Origin of the sequence: Algoriphagus marinus (assembly GCF_001936475.1) — a bacterium.
GTDB lineage: Bacteria > Bacteroidota > Bacteroidia > Cytophagales > Cyclobacteriaceae > Algoriphagus > Algoriphagus marinus.
Genome location: NZ_MSPQ01000006.1, coordinates 372,814 through 395,740, shown reverse-complemented (window position 1 = coordinate 395,740; position 22,927 = coordinate 372,814). Strand labels below are relative to the sequence as shown.

The window sequence follows — 22,927 nt, the reverse complement described above, 5'->3', positions numbered from 1 at the left end:
TTCACAATCAAAACTCTTCTTCGAAGCTCTTTGCGAAGATAGTCTAGTTTAAAGCGCCAGCGGCGCATTTTGATTGTAGGAAATAACAATTAATTAATTCAAGAGCACCAGCGGTGCGATAGGATCATGTCTATTATAATCAAATCGCTTCTCCGAAGCTCGCCTTGAAATTGATTATTTGGATTCTACAATCATAACGCTTCTTCGAAGCTCTTTTATTTCAATTGATTAATTCTACAATCAGATCGCTTCTTCGAAGCTTTTTGCTTTTCTACCCTTGATTTTCACAATCAAAACTCTTCTTCGAAGCTCTTTGCGAAGATAGTCTAGTTTAAAGCGCCAGCGGCGCATTTTGATTGTAGGAAATAACAATTAATTGATTCGAGAGCACCAGCGGTGCGATAGGATCATGTCTATTATAATCAAATCGCTTCTCCGAAGCTCGCCTTGAAATTGATTATTTGGATTCTTCAATCATAACGCTTCTTCGAAGCTCTTTTATTTCGATTGATTAATTCTACAATCAGATCGCTTCTTCGAAGCTTTTTGCTTTTTTACCCTGATTTTCACAATCAAAACACTACTTCGAAGCTCTTTGCGAAGATAATCTAGTTTAAAGCGCCAGCGGCGCATTTTGATTGTAGGAAAAAGCAATTAATTGATTCGAGAGCACCAGCGGTGCAATTTGATGATTTAATTGCTTAGCAAATCTGAATTTTAGCTATTTCCTTATCTTTGAATACGCAATGAAAAAGCAGGATCTAAAAGATAAAGTTGTAATCATCACTGGAGCTACTTCTGGAATTGGTGAAGCTTGTGCTCAAGTATTTGGCCGAGCTGGTGCAAAAATCGTGATTACAGGCAGGAATCAGGCGAAACTAGAGCAGAGTAGAGATAAACTGGCAAGAGAAAATATTGAGGTTCTTGCTATTTTGGCTAATGCGGATTCTGAAGCGGATAACCAAAAGATCCCTGAACTGACCTTAGCTAGATTTGGGCGAATAGATATCCTGATCAATAATGCCGGGATTTCCATGCGGGCTCTTTTTCAGGAACTCGACTTGAAAGTTTTTAAGCAAGTGATGGATACTAATTTTTATGGAACTGTCTATGCGACGAAGTTTTGTCTTCCAGAAATTTTGAAAAGCAAAGGTTCGATTATCGGAATTTCCTCCATCAATGGCTACCGAGGGACGCCAGCCCGTACCGCCTACACAGCCAGTAAATATGCCATGAATGGTTTCTTTGAGTCCTTGCGTACCGAAGTAATGAACCAAGGAGTACATATTTTGGTAGCTAGTCCAGGCTTCACGGCTTCCAATATCAGAAATGGAGCGCTTACTGCAGAAGGTAAATCTCAGGGAGAATCTCCGCGGGATGAGTCTAAAATGATGAGCTCGGAAGAAGTCGCTGAGGCGATTTTAAATGCGACCTTGAAAAGAAAGCGGGATTTGGTTCTCACTACACAAGGAAAACTTGCCGTTTTTCTTAACAAATGGATTCCGTCCATTATGGATGGTCTCGTTTACAAAGAGATGGCTAATGAACCTGATTCGCCTTTGAAATAAATGGCCGGTTCTATTTTTCAGCATTATCTCCATAAACTTACAGACCTTTCTTCTAGGAATAAATCGCTTTACCTACCCAAAACGGAGGGAAATGGAGTAATTGATTTGCAGGAGCTTGATTTTTTGAATGGAGAACCTGCTTTTGAGATTTTGAGAAAAGCTATCCTTGGTAAAAAGAAAATCCAGCTGATTCCGGAGCTTGATCCTCGAATGGGAGAGGTCAATCAACTTTCAAAATCGCTGGCAAAAATTGCTTTTCGAGATCAATTGACACAGGAAGAAACGGGTGATCAAAGCCTTTTCTTGGCTTGGCCATTTGTAGAAGGGAAGCTGATGAATGGGCAAATGCTCCGCGCTCCTCTCATTCTGATTCCCTGCCAATTGGAAAAAGCAGGCGGAAATTGGCTGCTTCAAACTCAGGATTCCTGGAAGTGGAATTCTGCATTTTTTCTCGCCTATGCTCATGGACAAGGTGTGAAGATTGATTCGGATCTACTTGACGCTTCTCTTGAGGAATTGCCTAGCGATCCCCTAGAATTCCGGACGGCATTAGTGAAGCTTTTGGAGTTTTATTTTTCAATTCAATTGAGTCCAAAGCTATTCGAAGATCGGATTACTGCTTTTCCAAATTCGCAGATTTCGATAGATCGAGGGACTTTTCAGGAGGGTAAGTTGGCACTAAAAACCTATGGCCTCCTAGGTCAATTTGCCCAAAAGGGAAATTTTCTTTTCAGCGATTATGAGGAATTGTTGGCTGAAAATTCGGAGGAGACTTTAGAAAATTTGTTTGAAAGTCATTTTCAAGCAAAAGAAAAAGTTTCTATCCCCAGAGAGGATCAGCTCTTTCCTGTTTTTCCGCTGGATGCGACTCAGGAAAATGTGTTGGTCAAAGTCCGTCAAGGAAAAAGCTTGGTCGTCGAAGGACCTCCCGGGACAGGTAAATCCCAGTTGATTGCAAATTTGGTTTCCGACTACATCGCTTGGGGCAAAAAAGTCTTGGTTGTTTCGCAAAAACGAGCTGCCTTGGACGTGGTTTTTGAGCGAATGGCAAAAGCCGGTTTTGGGGAGTTTCTGGGTCTAGTTCATGATTTTCGGGCGGATCAAAAACTGCTTTTCAAGAAGTTGAAAGATCAGATTGGCTCGATAGAAAATTACCAAGAAGAAAATCGCGGCTTGGATTCCATGCAGTTGGAGCGCGAGATTTCAGTGCTTTCAAAAACCATAATGCGACTTTCTGAGAAATTTGAAAGCTTTCGGGAAGCACTTTTTGAATCTAGGTCAGCAGGAACCCCGATCAAAGCCATGTACTTAAATGCAGTTGGCTTAAAAGGACCTGAATGGGATTCCAAGTCCACGCTTTTAGGTTTAAACTATGAGCAAGCCAAGGAATTTGAAAAAGAGTTGATCAGCTTTATAAGCTATCAGAATAGATTTGAAAGGACTTTTTGGGAAAATCGAAATTCATTTGCTTCGATTGAATCAGATCAATTTTCAAAAATTCAAGAAGTTTTAGAAGAGTTGGAAGGCTTTCAATCAACGAATCCCAAAAGATCGAATGATGAATTGATTCAAAAATTAGCTCAAGAAATCGTTCAGGGAAATTTGACTGCTGAAGCGATTGAATCCTTGAAATCAGATTTTGAAAAGATTTTAAATCCTCATTTAGCCCTTGGATTAATTCGATTCCCAAAAGAAAAGAAGCACATTGAGTTGGTTCTAGATTGGATTCAAAATGCGATTTCAAAACTCCAAAGTCTGGATTTGCCAATTCCGGAAAATCAAAACCAACTTGAGACTGAATTGAATGAGATTTCCATGCTTCAGGATTCTTGGTGGGGTAAGCTAACACTCAACTTCCAGAAAAAGCGATTTCCAAAGGTATTTTCCTGGTTGGCTTTGGGAGGTTTTAAATGGAGTTCACAGCAGATTGAAATGGCCAAGGACAGCCTAAATCAAATCCAAGCATTGGAAAATGAAATGCTTATACTTCCGGAAATTCCAGAATTGAATTGGTCTTTAATTCGGTTATCCGGTATTGATCAAGAACTCCGGGAGGCAAAATCTTTGGCAAGTAATTGGGAAAAGATTCCAAGCCTGAAATTGATTCTTGAGCAAGAAGCTCCAATTGAAAACCCTCAGATATTGATTTCTGAATTGGAACGCTTAGTTGGCTTTTCGGAAGAATTTGAAAGAAAACTTTCCCGTTGGAGAATTTACCTAACTTCTTCACAGCTTTCTCAGTTGCTTTTTGAACAAACAAAGGTTTCCAATTCCAATCTTTTGCAGACTTTTTCCGAGTTGGTAGCTTTTGATAGATTCTTGGAAAAATGGACTTTGGATAAGTTCAAACTTGCTGAGAAAATCAAATCCATTTCCAGCCATCCGGATTCTCCTGATCCAAGCGAGCTGTTTTGGAATGCATGGAATTTGACTTGGATAGGGGAGTTGGAGCGAAGGAATCCGGTCTTGGCGGAAGCTGGTAGCCTGAAGATGCAGCAAGAAATGGGCGAGTTGAAAGATGCAATTCTGGAAAAGCGGAAAATTTCAAAATTCATGACGTTGCTTCGCCTTCGCGAGCAGATGACGGATTCACTGGTATTTAATCGGCTTGGAAATCGACTGACTTACCGAGATCTGCTCCATCAGGTGAGTAAAAAGCGTCAAAAATGGCCCATTCGAAAATTGAATGAGGAGTTTGGGGAGGAGATTTTTCGCTTGATTCCTTGTTGGCTGGCCAGTCCGGAGACGGTTTCGGCCATTTTTCCAATGAGACAAAATTTTGATTTGGTGATTTTTGATGAGGCTTCACAGTGTCCGGTGGAGCGTGGTTTGCCGGCGATGCTTCGTGGAAAACAAGTGGTTGTGGCTGGTGATTCACAGCAATTAAGACCTTCGGATTTTTATCAGGTCAAGTGGGAATCTGAGGAAGAGGGGCTGGAATTTGAAGCGGAGTCGCTTTTGGAATTAGCTGGAAATTTCTTTGAAAAAACATTGCTTTCAGGGCATTACCGCTCTGCGCACCCAGGTTTGATTGATTTTTCGAACCGAAACTTTTACGAAGGGAAGCTGGCTGCTTTGCCTGATTTGCAAACGATGATGGCAGAAAAATCCCCTTTTACCTGGGAAAAAATTGAGGGGATCTGGGAAAATCAAATGAATAAGTCAGAAGCAGATGCGGTGCTGGATAAGGTGATGGCGATTCAATCCCTTTTTCCTGATGATTCAATTGGAATCGTGACGGGCAATTACTTTCAGATGGAATTGATTCGGGAGCGGCTTTGGAAAGCAGGAATTCAGCAGGCGGAGATTAAAGTGCGGAATATCGAAAATGTCCAAGGGGATGAATTCGACCAAGTGATTTTGTCGCTGGGCTATGCTCCAAACCGGGAAGGAAAACTGGTGACAAATTTTGGATTGCTGGGAAAGTCAGGTGCCGAAAATCGATTGAATGTGGCAATCACCCGGGCGCGAAAAGTCATGCATGTGATTAGCAGTATAGCGCCTGAAGATTTCCGTGCGGGTCAACTCCATAATCCCGGACTGTCATTGTTGCGGGATTTTTTAGAATTTGTGCGAAAACAAGCTAAGAACCCCCATTTTGAAGCGATTGAAATTGAGTCTAAAAGTTATGAGCTGGATTGGAGTCTCAAAAACCACTTGGTAAAATCTGATTCAAGCCTGAGTAAGCAGGTCCCTTCTGTCGTCATGGATTTGCTGAAAACAAGTACTGAATATCCTATAGCCATACTGACGGATGATCAGCGTTTTTTTAATTCGCCCTCTGCTAAAGCTGCGATGGCCTATCATCCGATTTTGCTGGAAGCCAAGGGCTGGAATTGGGAATGGCATTGGAGTCGGGAGGAGTTTTTGAAGTCAGAGGTGAAAAATTTGAAAGGTGAAATTTAGAAGCATTTGAGCTCTTTTTTGATCTCTAGGATTTCGACTCATTATATTTACTGTTTAAATCTAATTAATGAATGATTTATCATTCATTAAAATCAATTAGTATGCTTAATGAATGAATTTTCATTCAAAATAAATATTGATATTTAGTATGATATTTCATTCATTAAGTAGTATATTTGGACTTAATGAATGATTTTTGAGTCATGGATTACAATCAGTTATCGGATAGTGCGATTTTGCAGCAGATTGGTGCTTTTGTAAAGCATCATCGTATGAATCAGCAAAAATCACAGGAGCAATTAGCCACTGCTGCGGGTATTAGTCGATCCACTTTGAGTTTGCTGGAGCGTGGTGAAAAGGTCAATCTGATTACCTTGATTCAGGTGCTTCGGGTATTGGATAAGTTGTCTTGGCTAGCTGAGTTTGAGGTTCAGAAGACCATCAGTCCGATCGAATACATCAAGCTCCAAAAGAAATACGAGCGTCAGCGGATTCGTAATTCAGACATCGCTGCCGATAATCCTCCATCCGAATGGTAGTTGCTGCTGAGATCTGGATTTGGGATCAGTTGGCTGGTGCGATCTTATGGGATGAGAGTAAACAGTTGGGCAGTTTTGAGTTTGATCAAAAATTTCTGCGCTCCGGATTGGATATTTCTCCAATCAAGATGCCTTTGACCGGAGGAAATCGGATTTATTCTTTTCCCGAATTACGACCGACCAGAGGCGAGGCGTTTGACACGTTTAAAGGTTTGCCTGGGCTTTTGGCAGATATGCTTCCGGATAAGTATGGCAATCAATTGATCAATACCTGGCTGGTCCAAAATGGAAGAGCTGCGGATAGTTTGAATCCGGTGGAGCAGCTTTGCTTTATCGGGAAGCGGGGTGTGGGAGCATTGGAAATCAGGCCTACGTTGCGTGAGGAAACCGTCAAAGCAAGTACGCTGGAGATCGATAGTTTGGTAGGAATTGCCAATAAGATTCTCAATTCGAGGGAAGGCTTCCAAGCTAATTTGACCGGAGAGGAACAATCAGCCTTATCGGATATTTTGAAGATCGGAACTTCCGCTGGTGGAGCTCGCGCCAAAGCGGTGATTGCTTTTAATCCCAAAACAGGCGAGGTGAAAAGTGGTCAGGTAAAAGCTCCGGCTGGTTTTTCCTATTGGATTATTAAGTTTGACGGGGTTCATGATTCGCAGTTTGGTGCGACGATGGGCTATGGTCGGGTGGAAATGGCCTATCATCTGATGGCAAAAGCTGCCGGTATTCGAATGAATGAATGTAGACTTTTCGAGGAAAATGGAAGAGCTCACTTTATGACCAAGCGATTTGATCGACTGGATAATGGGCAAAAGATCCATATGCAGAGTCTGTGTGGGATCCGACATTTTGATTTCAATCAGGTAGGGTTTTACAGTTATGAGCAAGTATTTGAGACGATGCGAATGCTTCGACTTCCCTATCCCGAGGCAGAGGAGCTTTTTGTCCGAATGGTGTTTAATGTGTTGGCGAGAAACTGTGATGATCATACAAAGAATTTTGCCTTTTTGATGGATCAAAATGGAAAATGGTCACTTTCTCCAGCTTATGATATTTGCTATGCGTATCGACCCGGAAGCGTTTGGGTGAGTTCGCAGTCCTTGATGGTCAATGGAAAGCGTGAGAATATCGGAGATGCTGATTTCCTTGAAGTAGCCCGACAAATGAATATCAAAAAGCCGGAGGAAAAGATTGAGCAAGTAAGATCAGCTGTCAGGAGATGGGTTGAATTTGCAGAAGAAGTGGGAGTGGATCCAGCACTTCGGGATGGGATTAAGGGAACGCTTTTGGTTTGATTTTTTACATCACAAAAGATCTATAATCTTGATTTGGTCAACTAGACAGCCTAAGCGTTGTCTTCATTCGCTTTGATTTAGAATCAAGAAGACCTTTACGTGAGATACAAATGGGGTCGGTGTGGGTACGCGATGCGATTTAGAATCCATTATTGACATAACTCGAGTGGAGACACTCAGGTCGGCAAGGGATTTAAATATATCCAACAAGCTTGTAGATAGTAATTCCAATCCATTCCTTTACCAATTTATGCCACATAAAAATCGAGTATGGATCGGGGTAAAGTAGCGTGGGAAGATCGTATTTGGTATCGTTGCTATAGTAGTCTGTTGGGAAAGTTTCAGTTTTCAAGCCTACCTTGTCAAAGCAGCCTTTGGCTCGATACATATGAAATGCCGAGGTGATTAGGATAAATCCCTGTGAGGTGTCAAACCCATTTTTCTCTAAAAAAGCTTTGGTAAAACTGGCATTTTCTGCAGTATTTTTTGCTTGATCTTCGATCAAAATATCCGCCTCAGGCATACCGGTCATCAGGAGAAATCGCTTCAATACTTCGGCTTCGGACTGAGGATTCACAGGATTGAGGCCTTGTCCTCCAGTGATCAGGATTTTTTTGATTTTTCCTTGGCGATAGAGTTGGAGTGAGTGGGTGATTCGGTCGGCGCCTTTATTGAAGAAGGTACGGTCGTAAGCTGTTTTGCTCAGGTTAGTTACACCAGTCAATACTATTCCGATTTCATGGCTATTGATTTCATTAAAATCTTTGAAATCAGGTTCCCAGGCCAGCATAGCCTGATTCGCGATAAACGAATTGGAAAAAAAACCGAGAAGAATGATTCCGGTCCAAAGGCTTCGCTTTCCCCATTTCTTATTCAAATAAATCGCTCCCACTACAATCAAAATACAGATGATCGTAAATGGCATTGCCAAAAAACTTAGAAACTGAGAAAGGTAGAAAAACATGAAACTTGAGATCGGGTACACAAAGAAAGGGCAAATGAACAAATATCAAACTCAATGATCAAGTCAGTTCAAATTCGTGATGACTGATCATTAACCTTTGACAATTACTTCCTCCGTTGTATTTTTCTACGATCAGGTAAAAAATATTAAATTAGTTTGTATTCGATGAAATATTTTGTTAGTTTATTCTCAAGCCAAATAAACTACTGTTTTAATGGGGGGGGGAGCAGGTAGAATTCAGAATATTATTTCGTAAAATATAGTTCTGAGAATTGTATTTTTCGTAGAATCATAAAATGTTGAAGATGAGTGATTTGGAAATTTAAAGATGAATTCGTAAAATCAACAAATGATTTAATTCTTATCAACTGTTAACCAAAAACAATTATGAAAAATTTTAAATTAGTGATTTGTGGATTGGCTTTGATCGTATTTGCTTTTCCCTCAGCTGTTTCGGCATTTGAATGTGAAACTTTTGGACCAGGCGATTCGGGCTCAGATGCCGGGGTTATTGTCTGTGATGGTATTACCATCGTTGTGAGTAGTTTTACTGACTTCGGAGCATGTTCTGGAGCACCTAATCATTGTCAGGGTTTTTACCCCAATTAATTTAACCCTTGTCAATTCTTCCTTTGATAATTTTTATCAGAGGAAGAAATTTCGCCTTATATGAAATTCAACTTCATCATAGCAATAATTGTAGTAATTTTTTCATGTACCGAGAGAAAAGCTACGCCAGATTTGCAATATATGAATTACAAAAAGGGAAACTTGGTCATTTCTCTTGACTCTGTTTCCAGTTATGAATTCTATTGGACTCAACTAATTAATCATGAGAACAAGTCTACGTTATTAAATCTAAATAAAGTTATAAACTCGCTAGACTTTTATACACTAGATTCAAATTTAAGTAAAGGGTTTCTTGAGAAAAGAATTCCCTTAAACAGTCCAGATAAGTTTAGTGGCACGCCTGTTCAGGGTTTCTTTTTTCATAATATTGATTCTATATTTCTTTTTCCACAGTTCACTTTAAACGGCACTACTTTGATAGATGGAAAAGGAACTGTACATAGAAAATATAGATTATCGATTCCTGAAAATTCAGAAATATCTCAAGCTCTGAATCATGTATCTTCTCCATCTTCAGAGACAGTTTTGGTAAAAGATAAGCTATATGCATCAACAGCCACACTCACAAATACTTCCAAAAATGAAGGAATTAGCGATGCTTTTAGGGCCATTGTTGTAGCGGATCTTGAGAGTGAGACTGTGTACATGAATTCGAAGGTTGGCTATCCATCGTTGTATATCGGGAGGTCGGTTACTAATCATCATGCATTTCTAACAAGAACTTTTGTAAGTGATAGCCTTTGGGTGCATAGCTACCCATTGTTAGATAGCCTTCAAATATACGATAAAGAGTATAATTTTTTGAAGTCTGTATCTGTCTCAAGTGATTACTTCAAAGGTTTCTCAGAAACTCCAAAAAATACTGCTCAGAATGAACAAGTAGAATTTATTGTAACACAAGCTTCATATGGAAGAATATTATATGATCCATTTAGGAAGTTGTATTACCGGTTTGTTTTGCATGGTAGGGAAATCTCTGACCGCGAAATTTTAGAACCAAAGTCTAGTCATAAGAATCATTTTTCGATTATTGTAACTGACTCTGATTATAAGAAATTAAAGGAAATTGTATTTCCAGGTGAAATCTATCATAATTATTCAGCTTTAGTGTCTCCAAAGGGCCTATTGCTTCCAAAAATTAATCATTTTTATAATGAACTCAATGATGAGTGGCTTGAATATGATATTTTCAGTTTCTAGAGTTTTACTTTGGAGCCTTATAATGTCTGCATGTGTATCAAACAGCAATAGCTCTGTGACTCTGGAGCAAATTTATGACAATTTAGATATCCCAGAAGAAAATAATCTCCTTTTGGTAAACCTTGATCTTTGTAGTAGTTGTATGTCCAATACAATTCAAATGATCAATGATGCTTTGGACTCCAAAGCTTTCTCCGTGCTAGTGTCAACTAAGTCAAATAAAAAGTACAATATTTTTAAGGATCAGATTAGTATGAATGAATTTGTTTTTCACGATACTGAAGATTTAATCCTTAATAGTGGGTTGGAGTTGCTAGTTTTTCATAGTCTGCATCCATCGATAAAAGAAGATTACCATATGAAGGACAATTTTTTATTTAATTTGACAGGTATTTATGAAAAGATTCCAGGATTGTCGATTGATTCGAAGTATCCATTTAAACCAGAATTTTTTTTCTCCGAAGATTTTTTAATTCTATTTAGCCAGTTTTCTTCTGAAATATTTATCATGAATTCAGACTCAGAAGTTGTTTTTCATAAAGCGTATTATAGTAGTCGTTCGGGGACAATGATTGTTGATGGTATACGAAAAGTAATTGTTCAGAAGGACACTGTTCTTTTAATTTTTGCTAGTAAGATTGTGAAATTGAACTTATTTGACTTGGAAGAGAGTGATATTGATTTGAATTTACCAGCACCAATTCTACCGGAGAGTCAGGTTGTATTTTTAGATGAAAAATCATTATTGATTACTCTCTATGAAATTAAAAAGGAGAAAAGTCGAGCTTTTTTTTATTCGGTGAAGTTGGCTTCTGGCTCGAGTAGGTTAATTAAGGAGATTGAGTTTTCTAATCTTCCGGTACCATACTTTTTAACAAAGAAAATAGATGATTTTTTTTATCAGCTGTCAATGGATAAGAATTATTTATTAAAATTGAATTCTGAACTTCAAATATGCGATACTTTGAAATTTGAACTTCCGATTGAGTACAATGTAAGGTATAATGAGGTCTTGTATTCTAATGAAATAGGTAATTCTAAAAATAGGCTTTTAAGTGATTATTTTTCTAATTTTACGCTTGATTCAGATAAACTATACTTATCCTATCATTTAATGTCAGATTCAATTGGTAATCGATTTGATTCTGAAAATATGCTTTTGGTTTATGATTTCGAGAAAAATAGTTCAGACCTACGAAGGATAGATGATTATCATGGTTTTCAAATTTATGCAAGTGGTTATTTCTTTTTGAAAGATAGTATAGATAATACCTATTTATTTTATAAAAAGTTTTAAATAGGTATTTGACCTTGGGAATTTAAATAGTTTAAAGTGAGTAGAGCGGATGTTTTGAAGAGGAAATAAATCTTTTACTCACGTAATATTTGTAAAAATAGCAATACCATTCCCATCCAGAGGCTTCGTTTTCTCCATTTCTTATTCAAATAAATCGCTCCCACTAAAATCAAAATACAGATGATCGTAAATGGCATTGCCAAAAAACTTAGAAACTGAGAAAGGTAGAAGAACATGAAATTTTAGATCGTGGTATGCAAAGAAAGGAGGGAAAAGGGCAATTATCAAACTCAAAGCTCAAGGATCAATGGTCAACGACCAAGTGGGTGGAATCCTTGAGTCTTGAGATTGAGAATTCAGTCTTTAATGTACTTGAGGGTGGGCAGTCGTAAGAGACTGTTACTTGAGAGGGAATTTCGGTCTGTGAAGACACAGCCCGAGGCAAAGACGGTAAGGATAAGTTTTCCAACTCAATGGTCGATGACCAAGTGGGTGGAATCCTTGAACCTAGAATTTAATTATTGCTAAAATATTCGTTAGATCTTTCCAAGATTTGATGAATATTTTTAAATTAGTTGAAATTCGAGAAAATATTTTGTAGTTGATTTAAATTTCAAACTAAACTTCTGTTTTTTTTTATCCAAATTCAAAATTTTATTCCGAAAAAAGCCGTTTTTCAGCTTGTACTTTTCTAAGAATCGTAAGGTTTTGATTATGAGAGATTAGGAATTTTGAACTAAAACACTTAAAATCATCCAACAATTTAATTTTTAACAATCAAAACAAATTTATTATGGAACGATTAACAATTGACCAGATGGAAAATCTGGTGGGTGGAAATGATTATTGCGATACAGCTGAATTACTCCAGTTTGGTGGAGGATTTCAAGGTTCAAATGAACTTTATATGATCCTTTTTAACTCGTGGGTTGCTAACTGTAACGGGTCAATCGCGTAACTCAAACCAGATCTGCAGGATTATATCCTGCAGATTTTTAATTATCTAATTATGACATTTGTATATATAATTTTGTTCTCAATTCTTCAGTTTCATATTACTGACATTGAAGGTAAATGGAAATTGAAAGATTATTCAGGGTTTTTAATAATGTTAGAAAATGACGTATTCAAAAACTTACCAGAGGATCGGAAATTAGAGGTTTTGAAAGGATGGGAATTCGTTCGTGACAATACCTTTTACTCCTTTAAGGGTGATTCTGTAAATTTCACTAATGCGGCTCCGGATTATTCTGTAACTGAAAAGAAAGGTAGATTTTTGATGAAATCAGATACTTTAATAATTTTTGAATCAGGAAAAGTTAATGTTATTAAATTTTTTATAAACTCCCTTAAAGAGGATGAATTAAAGTTGACATTTGTCAGAGATGGAGGAGAGATTGGACCAACTGAAATGACTTTTGGAAAGGTTAAATAAGATTCCTTAATGTAAAAATTTAGAATTTTATTTGCTACTCAGGCTTCGTAATTCTGAACTTCTAGCATCGAATTTTAATCTGAATTAAATGCGATTTAGGTTCCGAGCTGGTAATTGAGACTTTAAATCTTCGTATCGGGCTTCGAGATTAGAAACCTTAAAGAGCGATAATCTCAAATTCTTTTCTCCTTATTTTCTTTAATTACAAAGTCAAGGTTTATTTTTGACTATGCCTTCAAACCAGACCAACTTATTGCCTTTTTTGCAGACCCTTTCCACTCAATTGGAGGGGAGTCTTCATTTTGATTCGCTTACCAAGACTCTTTATGCCACCGATGCTTCTGTTTATCGGGAAATGCCTTTGGCGGTTGCTTTTCCCAAAACTGCCTCAGATATCCAGAAATTGATTCATTTCGCAACTGAGCACGGAACTTCGCTGATTCCCCGAACGGCTGGCACTTCCCTTGCTGGGCAGTGTGTGGGCAATGGGATTGTGGTGGATGTGTCCAAGCATTTCACAAAAATCCTGGAATTCAAAAAAGAAGAACGCTGGGTGCGGGTGCAGCCGGGAGTAGTTCGTGATGAATTGAACCGCTTTCTAAAGCCTCATGGGTTGTTCTTTAGTCCGATCACTTCCACGGCCAACCGTGCGATGATCGGGGGAATGGTGGGGAATAATTCCTCCGGGACGACTTCGATCGTCTATGGTGTGACCCGGGATAAGGTGATTTCCCTGACTACGATTTTGAGTGATGGAAACGAAGTGGTTTTTGGGGATATTTCTCAGGATGATTTTGATCGAAAGTGTAGCTTAAAGACTTTGGAAGGGAAAGTTTATCGGCAACTTTTTGATGAATTGAATGATCCCGCTGCAAGAGCGGAGATTCATGCGCAGTTTCCCAAAAAATCCATTCATCGCCGAAATACAGGCTATGCAGTGGATGAATTGCTGAAATCTGAGCTTTTTGAAGGAAAAGAAAAATTCAATTTTTGTAACCTTTTGGCTGGTTCAGAAGGAACGCTTGCTTTTACCACTGAAATCAAAATCAGCTTGGATCCACTTCCTGAACCGGTTGAGATCGTAGTGGCCGCGCATTTTCAAAGCATCCATCAAAGTATGAAGTCTGCTCAGGTGGCGATGAAGCATCCTGCGACTGCGGTGGAACTTATGGATAAGATCATTCTAGACTGTACTAAGGAAAGCATCGAATATTCTAAAAATCGATACTTCGTAGAAGGTGATCCTGAAGCTTTGTTGATGATTGAGTTTCGGGGAAAAACACTCGAAGAGGCTACGGCAAAAGGAGAAGCACTGATTGCTGAATTGAAAGCTGGAGGCTATGGCTATGCTTATCCTATTATCGAGCCGGCCATGGTAGCATCGGCATGGGCACTACGGGCTGCAGGTTTGGGGTTATTGGGAAATATCCCAGGTGATCCAAAAGCGGTTGCCTGTATTGAGGATACCGCGGTGGATATCGAAGATCTGGCAGATTACATCGATGAAGTAGATGCGATGATGGATGGCTTTAATCAAAAGCCAGTGCACTATGCACATGCCGGTGCGGGAGAAATACATTTGAGACCGATCTTGGATTTGAAAAAATCAAAGGATATAGAAGAGTTTTATCAGATTTCCAAAGCCTCTGCTGAGTTGGTTAAGAAATACCAGGGTTCACTCTCCGGAGAGCATGGAGACGGGCGAGTTCGAGCGGCATTTATCCCGATGATGGTGGGGGAGAAGAATTATGAACTTTTCCGCAGGATCAAGTCCACTTGGGATCCCAAAAATATTTTCAATCCGGGCAAAATCGTGGATGCAGCGCCGATGAATCAGTTTTTGCGCTATGAACCAGAAATGGAGACTCCAGAACATGAAACTGTATTGGATTTTTCCGCAGCAGGTGGAATCCTTCGCTTGGCGGAGAAATGTAACGGAACGGGCGATTGCCGAAAGCTTCCTGAATCGGGTGGAACCATGTGCCCAAGCTACATGGCCACTCGAAATGAAAAAGATACCACTAGAGGTAGAGCTAATGTCCTTCGGGAATTCTTAACTTTAGATAAAAAAGAGAATGCCTTTGATCATCCGGAAATCAAGGAAGCCCTTGATCTCTGCCTGAGTTGCAAAGGTTGTACTTCCGAGTGTCCATCCAATGTGGATATGGCGAGTATGAAGGCAGAATTTCTCTACCAATATCAGAAAACGCATGGGGTGCCTTTGCGCTCCAAGGCTTTTGGGTATATCAATGAATTGAATGAGTTCGGGTCTAAAGTTCCAGCTATTGCTAATTTCTTCCTGAAAAATGGACTTACCGGTGGAATAATGAAGGCGATTCTTGGTGTGGCGCCGGAGCGGAATCTTCCAGAAATAAGCAAAGTCAGCCTTCGATCTTGGTATAAAAAGAATTACGCCCTACTTCCGGGAGCTGCAGAAATTATTAAATCAGTCTATTTCTTTGTTGACGAATTTACCAATCACAACGATACTGCCATTGGAATCAAGGCGATTTCACTTTTGAAAAAACTGGGCTACGATGTGAAGATTGTCGAGCACGAAGAGAGTGGTCGATCGGCGCTATCCAAAGGCCTTTTGCTTAAAGCTAAAAAGCATGCTGAAGCGAATGTTCAGATTTTCGATAAACTGATTGATGGAAATACGCCCTTGATCGGTTTGGAGCCTTCAGCGATTTTGAGTTTCCGAGATGAGTATCCTAAAATTGTATCCACTGATTTGGTGCCAGCAGCAAAGAAATTGAAGTTTCATGTGAAGTTGATTGATGAGTTTTTGGGACAGGAGTTGGCTGCTGGAAATATCAAAGCGAGTTCATTTACTCAGGAAATCAAGAAAATCAAGCTACACGGTCATTGTCATCAGAAGGCCCTTTCCGCTATGAGTTGGACACAAAAGATCCTTTCTTTACCGGAAAATTATACCGTAGAAACGATTCCAAGCGGCTGCTGTGGCATGGCTGGAAGTTTTGGCTATGAGGTTGAGCATTATGAAGTTTCTCAACAAATCGGAGAGTTGATCTTATTCCCGGCTGTTCGGAATGCAGAATCGACTACCTTGATTGCTGCACCAGGAACTTCTTGCCGTCATCAGATTGCTGATGGGACAGGAAGAAAAGCGATGCACCCGGTGGAGATTTTATTTGATGCGCTTGCCTAACCTTTGAGGTGTCATTTCGAGGAAGGAACGACCGAGAAATCTCCTCGAAGGTTTCAACAAGCTAACTCGCTACTCTAGAAGCAGAATTTTTTTTACAGAGTTTCGGTTTGTGTCTCCACAAATCGAGGCCGCGAGCAAAAAATTTAAAATCTATAATTAATTAGCCAAAAACCTTTCTCAGGATATACTCAGTGCACCTGGCTGCCAACCGAGCAGTGGCTTGATCTTGGTCATAGGTTGGATTCAGTTCGACTACATCCAAGGAGATAAGTTTTTTGCTGGAAGCGATCAATTCAAAAACTTTGAAAGCGATATCCGGACTGAAGCCCATCGGGGAAGGAGCCGATACTCCCGGAGCAAAAGCCGATGAGAATCCATCTAGATCGATACTTAAATAGACCTTATTCACAGAGTCTAAAAACCAGAGAATTTTCTCCTGAATGACCTCCCAATTGTTAATTCGGAAATCTTCCATTGCCATCCATTTCGTTTGGGTCAGATCGGCTGTTTCGAAAAGTGAGCGGGGATTGGCTGCACGCTGAATTCCAAGGCAGAGGTAGTGAAATTGGGAAGGGTTTTCCTGCGAAAGTTGAAAAAATGGCGATCCGGAATGTCCTTGTCTATTCTGCATTGGGCGTAAATCGAAATGCGCATCCAAGTTGATGATTCCTAGTTTTTCATCTTTTTCCTTCAAGTAATCATAGATTCCGGAGGCATGTGCATAGGCTAAATCATGTCCGCCTCCGAAGAGGACTGGAAAATGCTTTGTCTGAAGTAGTCTAATGACAGACTTGGAAATAAGCGCATGGCTTGATTCAATGTCGTTTTTCTCCGTTTGGATGGTCCCGTAGTCAAAAATATGTGTGCCTGTTTTTAGATGAAAAGCAGTACTTCCCATCACTTTTCGGATCGCATCTGGAGCCAAAGCTGCTCCAATTCTGCCGCCATTTCTCCGGACTCCCTCGTCTCCGGCATAGCCCAAAATCCCAATTTTCCGCAGGTCAATATCCTCGTTAAAGGACAAGTCATTGATCGAAATGACCGCCTGATGCCAATATTCGATGGTTTCAGCGGAGCGGCCAGTCCAGAGCGAGGGGGAAGGATTTTGATGCGGCATTATATCTTTTTATTTGATTGCGAAGAGTTTATGAAACTTCTAAATTGAACAAGGTATTTCGTTTTTTAGTAAATTCATACCTGAAGTTTGCGTAAAGTATCTTAGCTATGAAATCGAGCTTACCTGAGTCAGTCAGGAAGAACGCAAGCGTCACACACTAGGATGTCCAGAAAGCATCGGTAAAACCATGCGAGATTCCATATGTCCTTTAAAAAAAACAATTCTAATCATATGAAAGAATATCGAATCCCTCAAAAAGAGAAAATCAATTTGGATGCTTTTAATGAACCCGAAGGATCTTTATATACCTATGCCGATTACCTTAAATGGGACTTTGAGGAAATAGTGGAACTGATCAAAGGAAAGATTTTCACTAAAGCTGCGGCACCAAACCGCAGGCATCAGGAGGTTTCTGGGAATTTATTTGCTACACTTTTTAATTTTCTTAAAAACCATTCTTGTAAAGTTTATTCGGCCCCTTTCGACGTACGTTTTTCAAGAAATCCAGCGTATGCAAAAATAGATTCTGTAGTCCAGCCGGATATATCTGTAATATGCGATCTATCTAAATTGGATGATAAAGGTTGCTTTGGTGCGCCGGATTTGATTGTGGAGATTATTTCTCCGGGTAATAGTCGGGTAGAACTCCAGAATAAATATGAGTTGTATGAGGAATTTGGTGTTCGTGAATACTGGATAGTTCATCCTACAGACTGCACGGTTTTGGTTTATACCTTGATCGATGGAAAGTATCAACCTTCTCGACTTTTCACTTCAGGTGATCAAATTAAATCTGTTGTGCTTCCTGGTTTTCGTTTGGATTTGGAGGAGGTGTTGTGATTTTTTCAATCGATTACCAAGGATCTCCAAATCTCTTCATCGACCATATTTGGAATGGTGACTTTCAATTCGGGCGTTCGAGCCATTTCCCGTTGAATAGCTTCCAAGGAACCTGAGTTCCGAGCCCAAGCTCTTCTTGCGATTCCATTATTTACATCGTAGAAAAGCATACTTTTCAACTTCTCTGAGGCTTCGGGAGAGCCATCTAAGACCATTCCGAATCCGCCGTTAATGACTTCTCCCCAACCTACTCCGCCACCATTGTGGATGGATACCCAAGTAGCGCCCCGAAAACTGTCGCCGATCACATTTTGGATAGCCATGTCCGCCGTAAATTTACTGCCGTCGTAGATGTTGCTCGTTTCCCGGTAAGGCGAATCCGTCCCGCTTACATCATGATGATCTCGTCCTAAGACGATTGGCGCTGAGATTTCTCCAGAATTTATGGCTTGGTTAAATTCTTCGGCGATTTTTGCCCGACCTTCTGCATCTGCATACAGGATTCGTGCCTGTGAACCTACTACCAGCTTATTTTGCTCCGCTTCTTCGATCCAAGTGATGTTATCCTGCATTTGTTGTTGGATTGATTCTGGGGCCTGCTGCATGATTTTTTTCAAGACTTGAGCAGCAATTTGATCTGATTTTCGAAGATCTTCTGCTTTTCCAGAAGTACAAACCCATCGAAAAGGCCCAAACCCACAATCAAAACACATTGGTCCTAAGATGTCCTGCACGTAGGAAGGATATCTGAAATCGATGCCATTTTCTGCCATAACCGCTGCTCCTGCACGTGAAGCTTCCAATAAAAAGGCATTTCCATAATCAAAGAAATAAGTGCCTTTTGCAACATGCTTATTTATCGAAGCAACTTGTCTCCGAAGACTTTCTTGAACTTTTGATTTGAAAAGAGCCGGATTGGAAGCCATAAGTGCATTGGATTCGTCAAATGAAAGTCCAACGGGGTAATATCCTCCAGCCCAGGGATTGTGAAGTGAAGTCTGGTCTGAACCCAATTCGATGAAGATCTCTTCCTGATCAAATCGCTCCCAGACGTCTACGATGTTGCCGATAAAGGCGAGTGAAACTACTTCTTGATTTGCTTTTGCAATTCGAGTTCGAACTACCAGTTCGTCCAAATTATCAATCAACTCGTCCACCCAGCCTTGCGCATGCCGCTTTTTTGCTGCGGAAGCATTGACTTCCGCACAGATCGTAATGCAACCGGCAATGTTTCCTGCTTTGGGTTGTGCGCCACTCATTCCTCCCAAACCAGCTGTCAAGAAAATTTTTCCATTTGGGCTTTCGCCTTTTCTCAACTTTTTCCGGAAAGCATTCATCACGGTGATGGTGGTGCCATGGACAATTCCCTGAGGACCGATATACATAAAAGAACCGGCAGTCATCTGTCCATATTGGGTTACGCCTAAGGCATTGAATTTTTCCCAATCGTCCTGTTTGGAGTAGTTTGGGATCATCATTCCATTTGTGACTACTACCCTCGGTGCAGCTGCGGAAGAGGGGAAAAGCCCCATGGGATGACCTGAATACAGATGCAAAGTTTGAGTGTCTGTCATTTCTGAGAGATACTTCATGGTGATCAGGTATTGTGCCCAGTTTTGAAAGACCGCGCCATTTCCGCCATAAGTGATTAATTCTTGCGCATGCTGGGCAACTTCTGGATCTAGGTTGTTTTGGATCATCAGCATGATCGCTGCTGCCTGGGTTGACTTTGCAGGGTACTGATGAATCGCTCTGGCATGCATCGCATAATCCGGCTGAAACCGATACATGTAGATTCTTCCAAAATCCTGTAATTCCTTCAAAAATTCCGGCGCTAAGGTCTGATGCCAATCTTTTGGAAAGTACCGAAGTGCATTGCTCAGAGCTAATTGTTTTTCAGCATTCGATAATAGATCTTTTCGCTTTGGAGCATGGCTTAAAAGTGGATCCTGCTTTTTTGGCGCAGGAAGTGAAAGTGGAATTCCTTGTGAAATCTGATTTTTAAAATCCATAATAAATAATTTAGGCCTCTTTAAATTTGACCAAGGCCCCTTTTTTCCAAACTTGAACAGGAGCGAGTTGTCCTTGTTGATAAAGAATTTCCTGATAATCTTCCACGGCATATAAGTTGAAGTCTGCGAGCATTCCTGGAGCTAAAACTCCACGGTCAGAAAGTCCCAAAGCTGAGGCAGCTCGGAAAGTAAGTCCGGCGAAGACCTCTGCGGTACTGAGTTTTTCGAAAGCCGCCAGCACGGATGCTTGTGCAATCAAATTGCCCATGGGAGCAGAGCCAGGATTCCAATCGCTGGCAATGGCAAGTGCACCACCAGCATCTAGGATTTTCCGAGCAGGAGTAAAAGCGCATCCAATTCCCAAAGAAGCTCCGGGTAAAGCCACGGACACTACATCCGATTTTGCCAAGGCCTGAATTTCATTTTCACCGGAAACTTCGAGGTGATCTGCCGATTTGGCTCCAAGTTTTATCGCAAGTGCTGAGCCACCGGTAGTAAACTGGTCAGCATGAATGGTAATGTCAAAACCCTGAGCTTTTGCACCAAGCAGGTAAGGGGTGATTTCTTCAGGTGTAAACGCGCTTTGTTCTACAAAAGCATCCACTCGATTACTCAAGTGGTGGGTTTTGAGCATTGGGAAAAGTTTGTGTTGAATATCGGATAGATAGGCTTCATTGGAACCTATAAAATCCTTCGGTTTCATATGTGCTGCCAGACAAGTGGGGATCAGATCAGCTGGAGTTTTCAGCATTTGGATTGTACTCAGCATCTTCAATTCTTGACTAGGCATCAATCCATAGCCACTTTTGATCTCGATGGTGGTTATTCCTGCTTTTAGATGTCTTTGGATTCGGGAAGCAGTAAGTTTTTTGAGTTGAGCTATATCTGCTGCCCTTGTGGATTGCACGGTATCCCAGATTCCTCCTCCAGCTTTTGCGATTTCCAGGTAAGATTTACCTGCATTTCGCATAGCAAAATCCTTTGCCCGACTTCCTGCGAAACAAATGTGGGTATGGCAATCTATCCAAGATGGGAGAGCGACCATAGCTCCTTTCACTTCAATTTTCTTTATTCTTCTGTCTCGATAAGTTCTCAAGAGCGTTTTGTAATCGCCTATTTCAATAATCTTATCATTCAGAATTAGAATTCCTGCATTCTCGATTACCTCAAGCTGCTCATCTTTCAAGGCTCCTTTTATTGGAAGTCCCGAAAGTGTAATCATTTGTACCAGGGGTCCGATTAGTTTTGGCGTTTTCATAGGCTTAATTTAATATTCAAACAAAGGACTCCATGGCGTATCAAAATTTAGATTCTCTTTTTTTGCAATCGCCTCAGCAAGCTCAATTAGTTCGCCACTTTCGACCATTTTGATAGCTGCTTCAATATCTTCAGTCATGACTCGGTCTACGGTGACTGGCTCGATTTCACTTCTCACTCGCTCGTAGATGGCGGTCATGATTTTTCCTGACTTCAGTGGGGCATGATAATCCATCGCCTGAGCAGCATAGAATAATTCAATTCCTAAGATTTTTTCAACATTACCAATGACCTGGAGTGCTTTTCTAGCTCCTATACTTCCCATACTGACATGATCTTCCTGACCTAGTGAGGTTGGAATGCTGTCTGCGGAGGAGGGGAAACAAAGTCCTTTGTTTTCTGATGCCAATGCCGCCGTGGTGTATTGCGGTATCATTAGGCCAGAGTTGAGCCCAGTTTCTTTCAAAAGTAATTTTGGAACTCCTGGGGTATCTCCTTCAATGGAAAGATAAATCCTTCGGTCAGAAATATTTCCGATTTCAGAGGCAGCCAAGCAAGCATAATCCAAAGGCAAGGCAATCGGCTGTCCATGAAAATTGCCTCCTGAAATAGTATGGTCTTCGGACAAAACGATCGGATTATCGGTGACCGAATTGATTTCTATTTCAATGATTTCTTTCAAATGAAGCCAAGCATTTCGAGAGGCACCATGTACCTGAGGCATGCATCGCAAGGAATAAGGATCCTGAACTCGTGCACAATCCAAATGAGAATTTACAATCTCAGAATCTTTCAAAAGATTGAGTATCGTTTGAGCGACATGTTTATTCCCTGTGTATGGTCTGAGTTCGTGTAGTTCAGGTGAAAAAGGCTTGATGGAACCCATAAGCCCTTCAATCATCATTGCTCCTGTGATATCCGCATTTTTTAGTACGTTGCTTAGCCGATCCACTACTGTGACACCAAAAGCTGCCATAAACTGGGTTCCATTGATCAAGGCAAGGCCTTCTTTGGGTCCCAATGCCAATGGTTTCACATTGAAATGATGCAATGCTTTACCGGCACTGATGATGTCTCCCTCATAATGAACTTTCCCCAAACCGATAAGTGGCAATGCTAAATGAGAAAGCGGAGCCAAGTCTCCCGAGGCACCAACGGAGCCTTGCATAGGAATGACTGGTGTGATGTCATGATCTAGCATCCATGCCAAGCGCTCCAAGGTTTCCCACTGGATCCCCGAAAATCCTTGCGCTAAAGCATGGATTTTTAGGATTAGCATCAACTTAGAAATCTCGATAGGAATAGGTTCGCCCAATCCGACGGCATGGCTTTTTAATAGATTTTCCTGTAGCGTTCGCGTATCTGATTCAGAGATTCTGGTTATACAGAGTGGTCCAAAACCGGTGTTGATCCCATAAACTGCCTGTCCGCCTTTAGCGATTTTCGCTACGGCTTTAGCAGATGCAATCACTTTTTCCTGAGTATCGGGATGAAAAATACCTGCAATCTTTTTTCGAGCAATCTTCAAGGCTATAGAACTAGTCAGGTGATCTCGACCGTAATGGAATTTTATCATTTTGTGCTGGATATATTTTCTCCTGAATCGATTGAGGATTTCTCCAAATCGTTCATTCTCAAATTTAACTGCTTTGAATGATACCTTATGATACTATATTTATCAATAATTGATACTTT

The 22,927-nt window shown here is 40.6% G+C and carries 17 protein-coding genes; 11 read left to right on the top strand and 6 right to left on the bottom strand.

Annotation, left to right across the window (positions count from 1 at the left end; translation table 11 throughout):
- Positions 1–746: 746 nt before the first annotated feature.
- From BVC88_RS12095 to BVC88_RS12080, 4 genes are all read left to right on the top strand, one after another.
- The gene (locus tag BVC88_RS12095; RefSeq protein WP_075350935.1) at positions 747–1,568 is read left to right on the top strand and encodes an SDR family oxidoreductase; all 822 of its coding nucleotides are present in this window, start codon (positions 747–749) and stop codon (positions 1,566–1,568) included.
- Complete coding sequence (locus BVC88_RS12090) at positions 1,569–5,474, top strand: AAA domain-containing protein (RefSeq protein WP_075350934.1); 3,906 nt, start codon at positions 1,569–1,571, stop codon at positions 5,472–5,474.
- Positions 5,475–5,677: 203 nt separating this feature from the next.
- Positions 5,678–6,013 carry a helix-turn-helix domain-containing protein gene (locus BVC88_RS12085; protein ID WP_075350933.1) on the top strand — a complete coding sequence of 112 codons (336 nt, stop codon included), beginning with the start codon at positions 5,678–5,680 and terminating at the stop codon, positions 6,011–6,013.
- Positions 6,007–7,308, top strand: coding sequence for a type II toxin-antitoxin system HipA family toxin (locus BVC88_RS12080; protein ID WP_075350932.1), 1,302 nt, complete (start codon positions 6,007–6,009; stop codon positions 7,306–7,308). The genes BVC88_RS12085 and BVC88_RS12080 overlap by 7 nt, the downstream gene beginning before the upstream one ends.
- A 193-nt stretch (positions 7,309–7,501) precedes the next feature.
- On the opposite strand, the gene BVC88_RS12075 is transcribed toward BVC88_RS12080, so the two are convergent.
- A complete protein-coding gene (locus tag BVC88_RS12075; RefSeq protein WP_075350931.1) occupies positions 7,502–8,272 on the bottom strand; it encodes a YdcF family protein in 771 nt (256 codons plus the stop codon).
- Positions 8,273–8,659: 387 nt separating this feature from the next.
- Between BVC88_RS12075 and BVC88_RS12070 the strand changes: the two genes are divergently transcribed.
- Genes BVC88_RS12070 through BVC88_RS12060 form a run of 3 tightly spaced genes read left to right on the top strand, consistent with a single transcriptional unit; the run spans position 8,660 to position 11,399 of the window.
- A complete protein-coding gene (locus BVC88_RS12070) occupies positions 8,660–8,881 on the top strand; it encodes a hypothetical protein (protein WP_075350930.1) in 222 nt (73 codons plus the stop codon).
- A gap of 60 nt (positions 8,882–8,941) precedes the next feature.
- Positions 8,942–10,102, top strand: coding sequence for a DUF4221 family protein (locus BVC88_RS12065; protein ID WP_075350929.1), 1,161 nt, complete (start codon positions 8,942–8,944; stop codon positions 10,100–10,102).
- Positions 10,056–11,399, top strand: coding sequence for a hypothetical protein (locus BVC88_RS12060; RefSeq protein WP_139316564.1), 1,344 nt, complete (start codon positions 10,056–10,058; stop codon positions 11,397–11,399). The genes BVC88_RS12065 and BVC88_RS12060 overlap by 47 nt, the downstream gene beginning before the upstream one ends.
- A gap of 74 nt (positions 11,400–11,473) precedes the next feature.
- On the opposite strand, the gene BVC88_RS21165 is transcribed toward BVC88_RS12060, so the two are convergent.
- Complete coding sequence (locus BVC88_RS21165; RefSeq protein ID WP_175574413.1) at positions 11,474–11,635, bottom strand: hypothetical protein; 162 nt, start codon at positions 11,633–11,635, stop codon at positions 11,474–11,476.
- 557 nt (positions 11,636–12,192) lie between these two features.
- On the opposite strand from BVC88_RS21165, the gene BVC88_RS21345 reads away from it, so the two are divergent.
- From BVC88_RS21345 to BVC88_RS12050, 3 genes are all read left to right on the top strand, one after another.
- Positions 12,193–12,357, top strand: a complete 165-nt coding sequence (locus BVC88_RS21345; RefSeq protein ID WP_175574412.1) for a hypothetical protein — start codon at positions 12,193–12,195, stop codon at positions 12,355–12,357.
- A 51-nt stretch (positions 12,358–12,408) separates the two neighbouring features.
- A complete protein-coding gene (locus BVC88_RS12055) occupies positions 12,409–12,834 on the top strand; it encodes a hypothetical protein (protein WP_075350927.1) in 426 nt (141 codons plus the stop codon).
- A gap of 229 nt (positions 12,835–13,063) precedes the next feature.
- On the top strand, positions 13,064–16,006 hold the full coding sequence (locus tag BVC88_RS12050; RefSeq protein ID WP_075350926.1) for an FAD-binding and (Fe-S)-binding domain-containing protein: 2,943 nt from the start codon (positions 13,064–13,066) through the stop codon (positions 16,004–16,006).
- Positions 16,007–16,166: 160 nt separating this feature from the next.
- Here BVC88_RS12050 and hutG read toward each other — a convergent pair whose 3' ends face one another.
- A complete protein-coding gene (gene hutG / locus BVC88_RS12045; protein WP_075350925.1) occupies positions 16,167–17,123 on the bottom strand; it encodes a formimidoylglutamase in 957 nt (318 codons plus the stop codon).
- Positions 17,124–17,354: 231 nt separating this feature from the next.
- Between hutG and BVC88_RS12040 the strand changes: the two genes are divergently transcribed.
- Entirely contained in the window at positions 17,355–17,963 is a 609-nt protein-coding gene (locus BVC88_RS12040; RefSeq protein WP_075350924.1) for a Uma2 family endonuclease, read from the top strand.
- Between the two features lie 5 nt (positions 17,964–17,968).
- Here the strand turns inward: BVC88_RS12040 and BVC88_RS12035 are convergent, their stop codons facing one another.
- Genes BVC88_RS12035 through hutH form a run of 3 tightly spaced genes read right to left on the bottom strand, consistent with a single transcriptional unit; the run spans position 17,969 to position 22,808 of the window.
- Positions 17,969–19,975 (bottom strand): urocanate hydratase, encoded by a 2,007-nt coding sequence (locus BVC88_RS12035; protein ID WP_075350923.1) that lies wholly within the window; start codon positions 19,973–19,975, stop codon positions 17,969–17,971.
- A gap of 10 nt (positions 19,976–19,985) precedes the next feature.
- The gene (gene hutI / locus BVC88_RS12030; RefSeq protein WP_075350922.1) at positions 19,986–21,233 is read right to left on the bottom strand and encodes an imidazolonepropionase; all 1,248 of its coding nucleotides are present in this window, start codon (positions 21,231–21,233) and stop codon (positions 19,986–19,988) included.
- A 9-nt stretch (positions 21,234–21,242) separates the two neighbouring features.
- A complete protein-coding gene (hutH, locus tag BVC88_RS12025; protein ID WP_075350921.1) occupies positions 21,243–22,808 on the bottom strand; it encodes a histidine ammonia-lyase in 1,566 nt (521 codons plus the stop codon).
- Between the last annotated feature and the right edge of the window lie 119 nt (positions 22,809–22,927).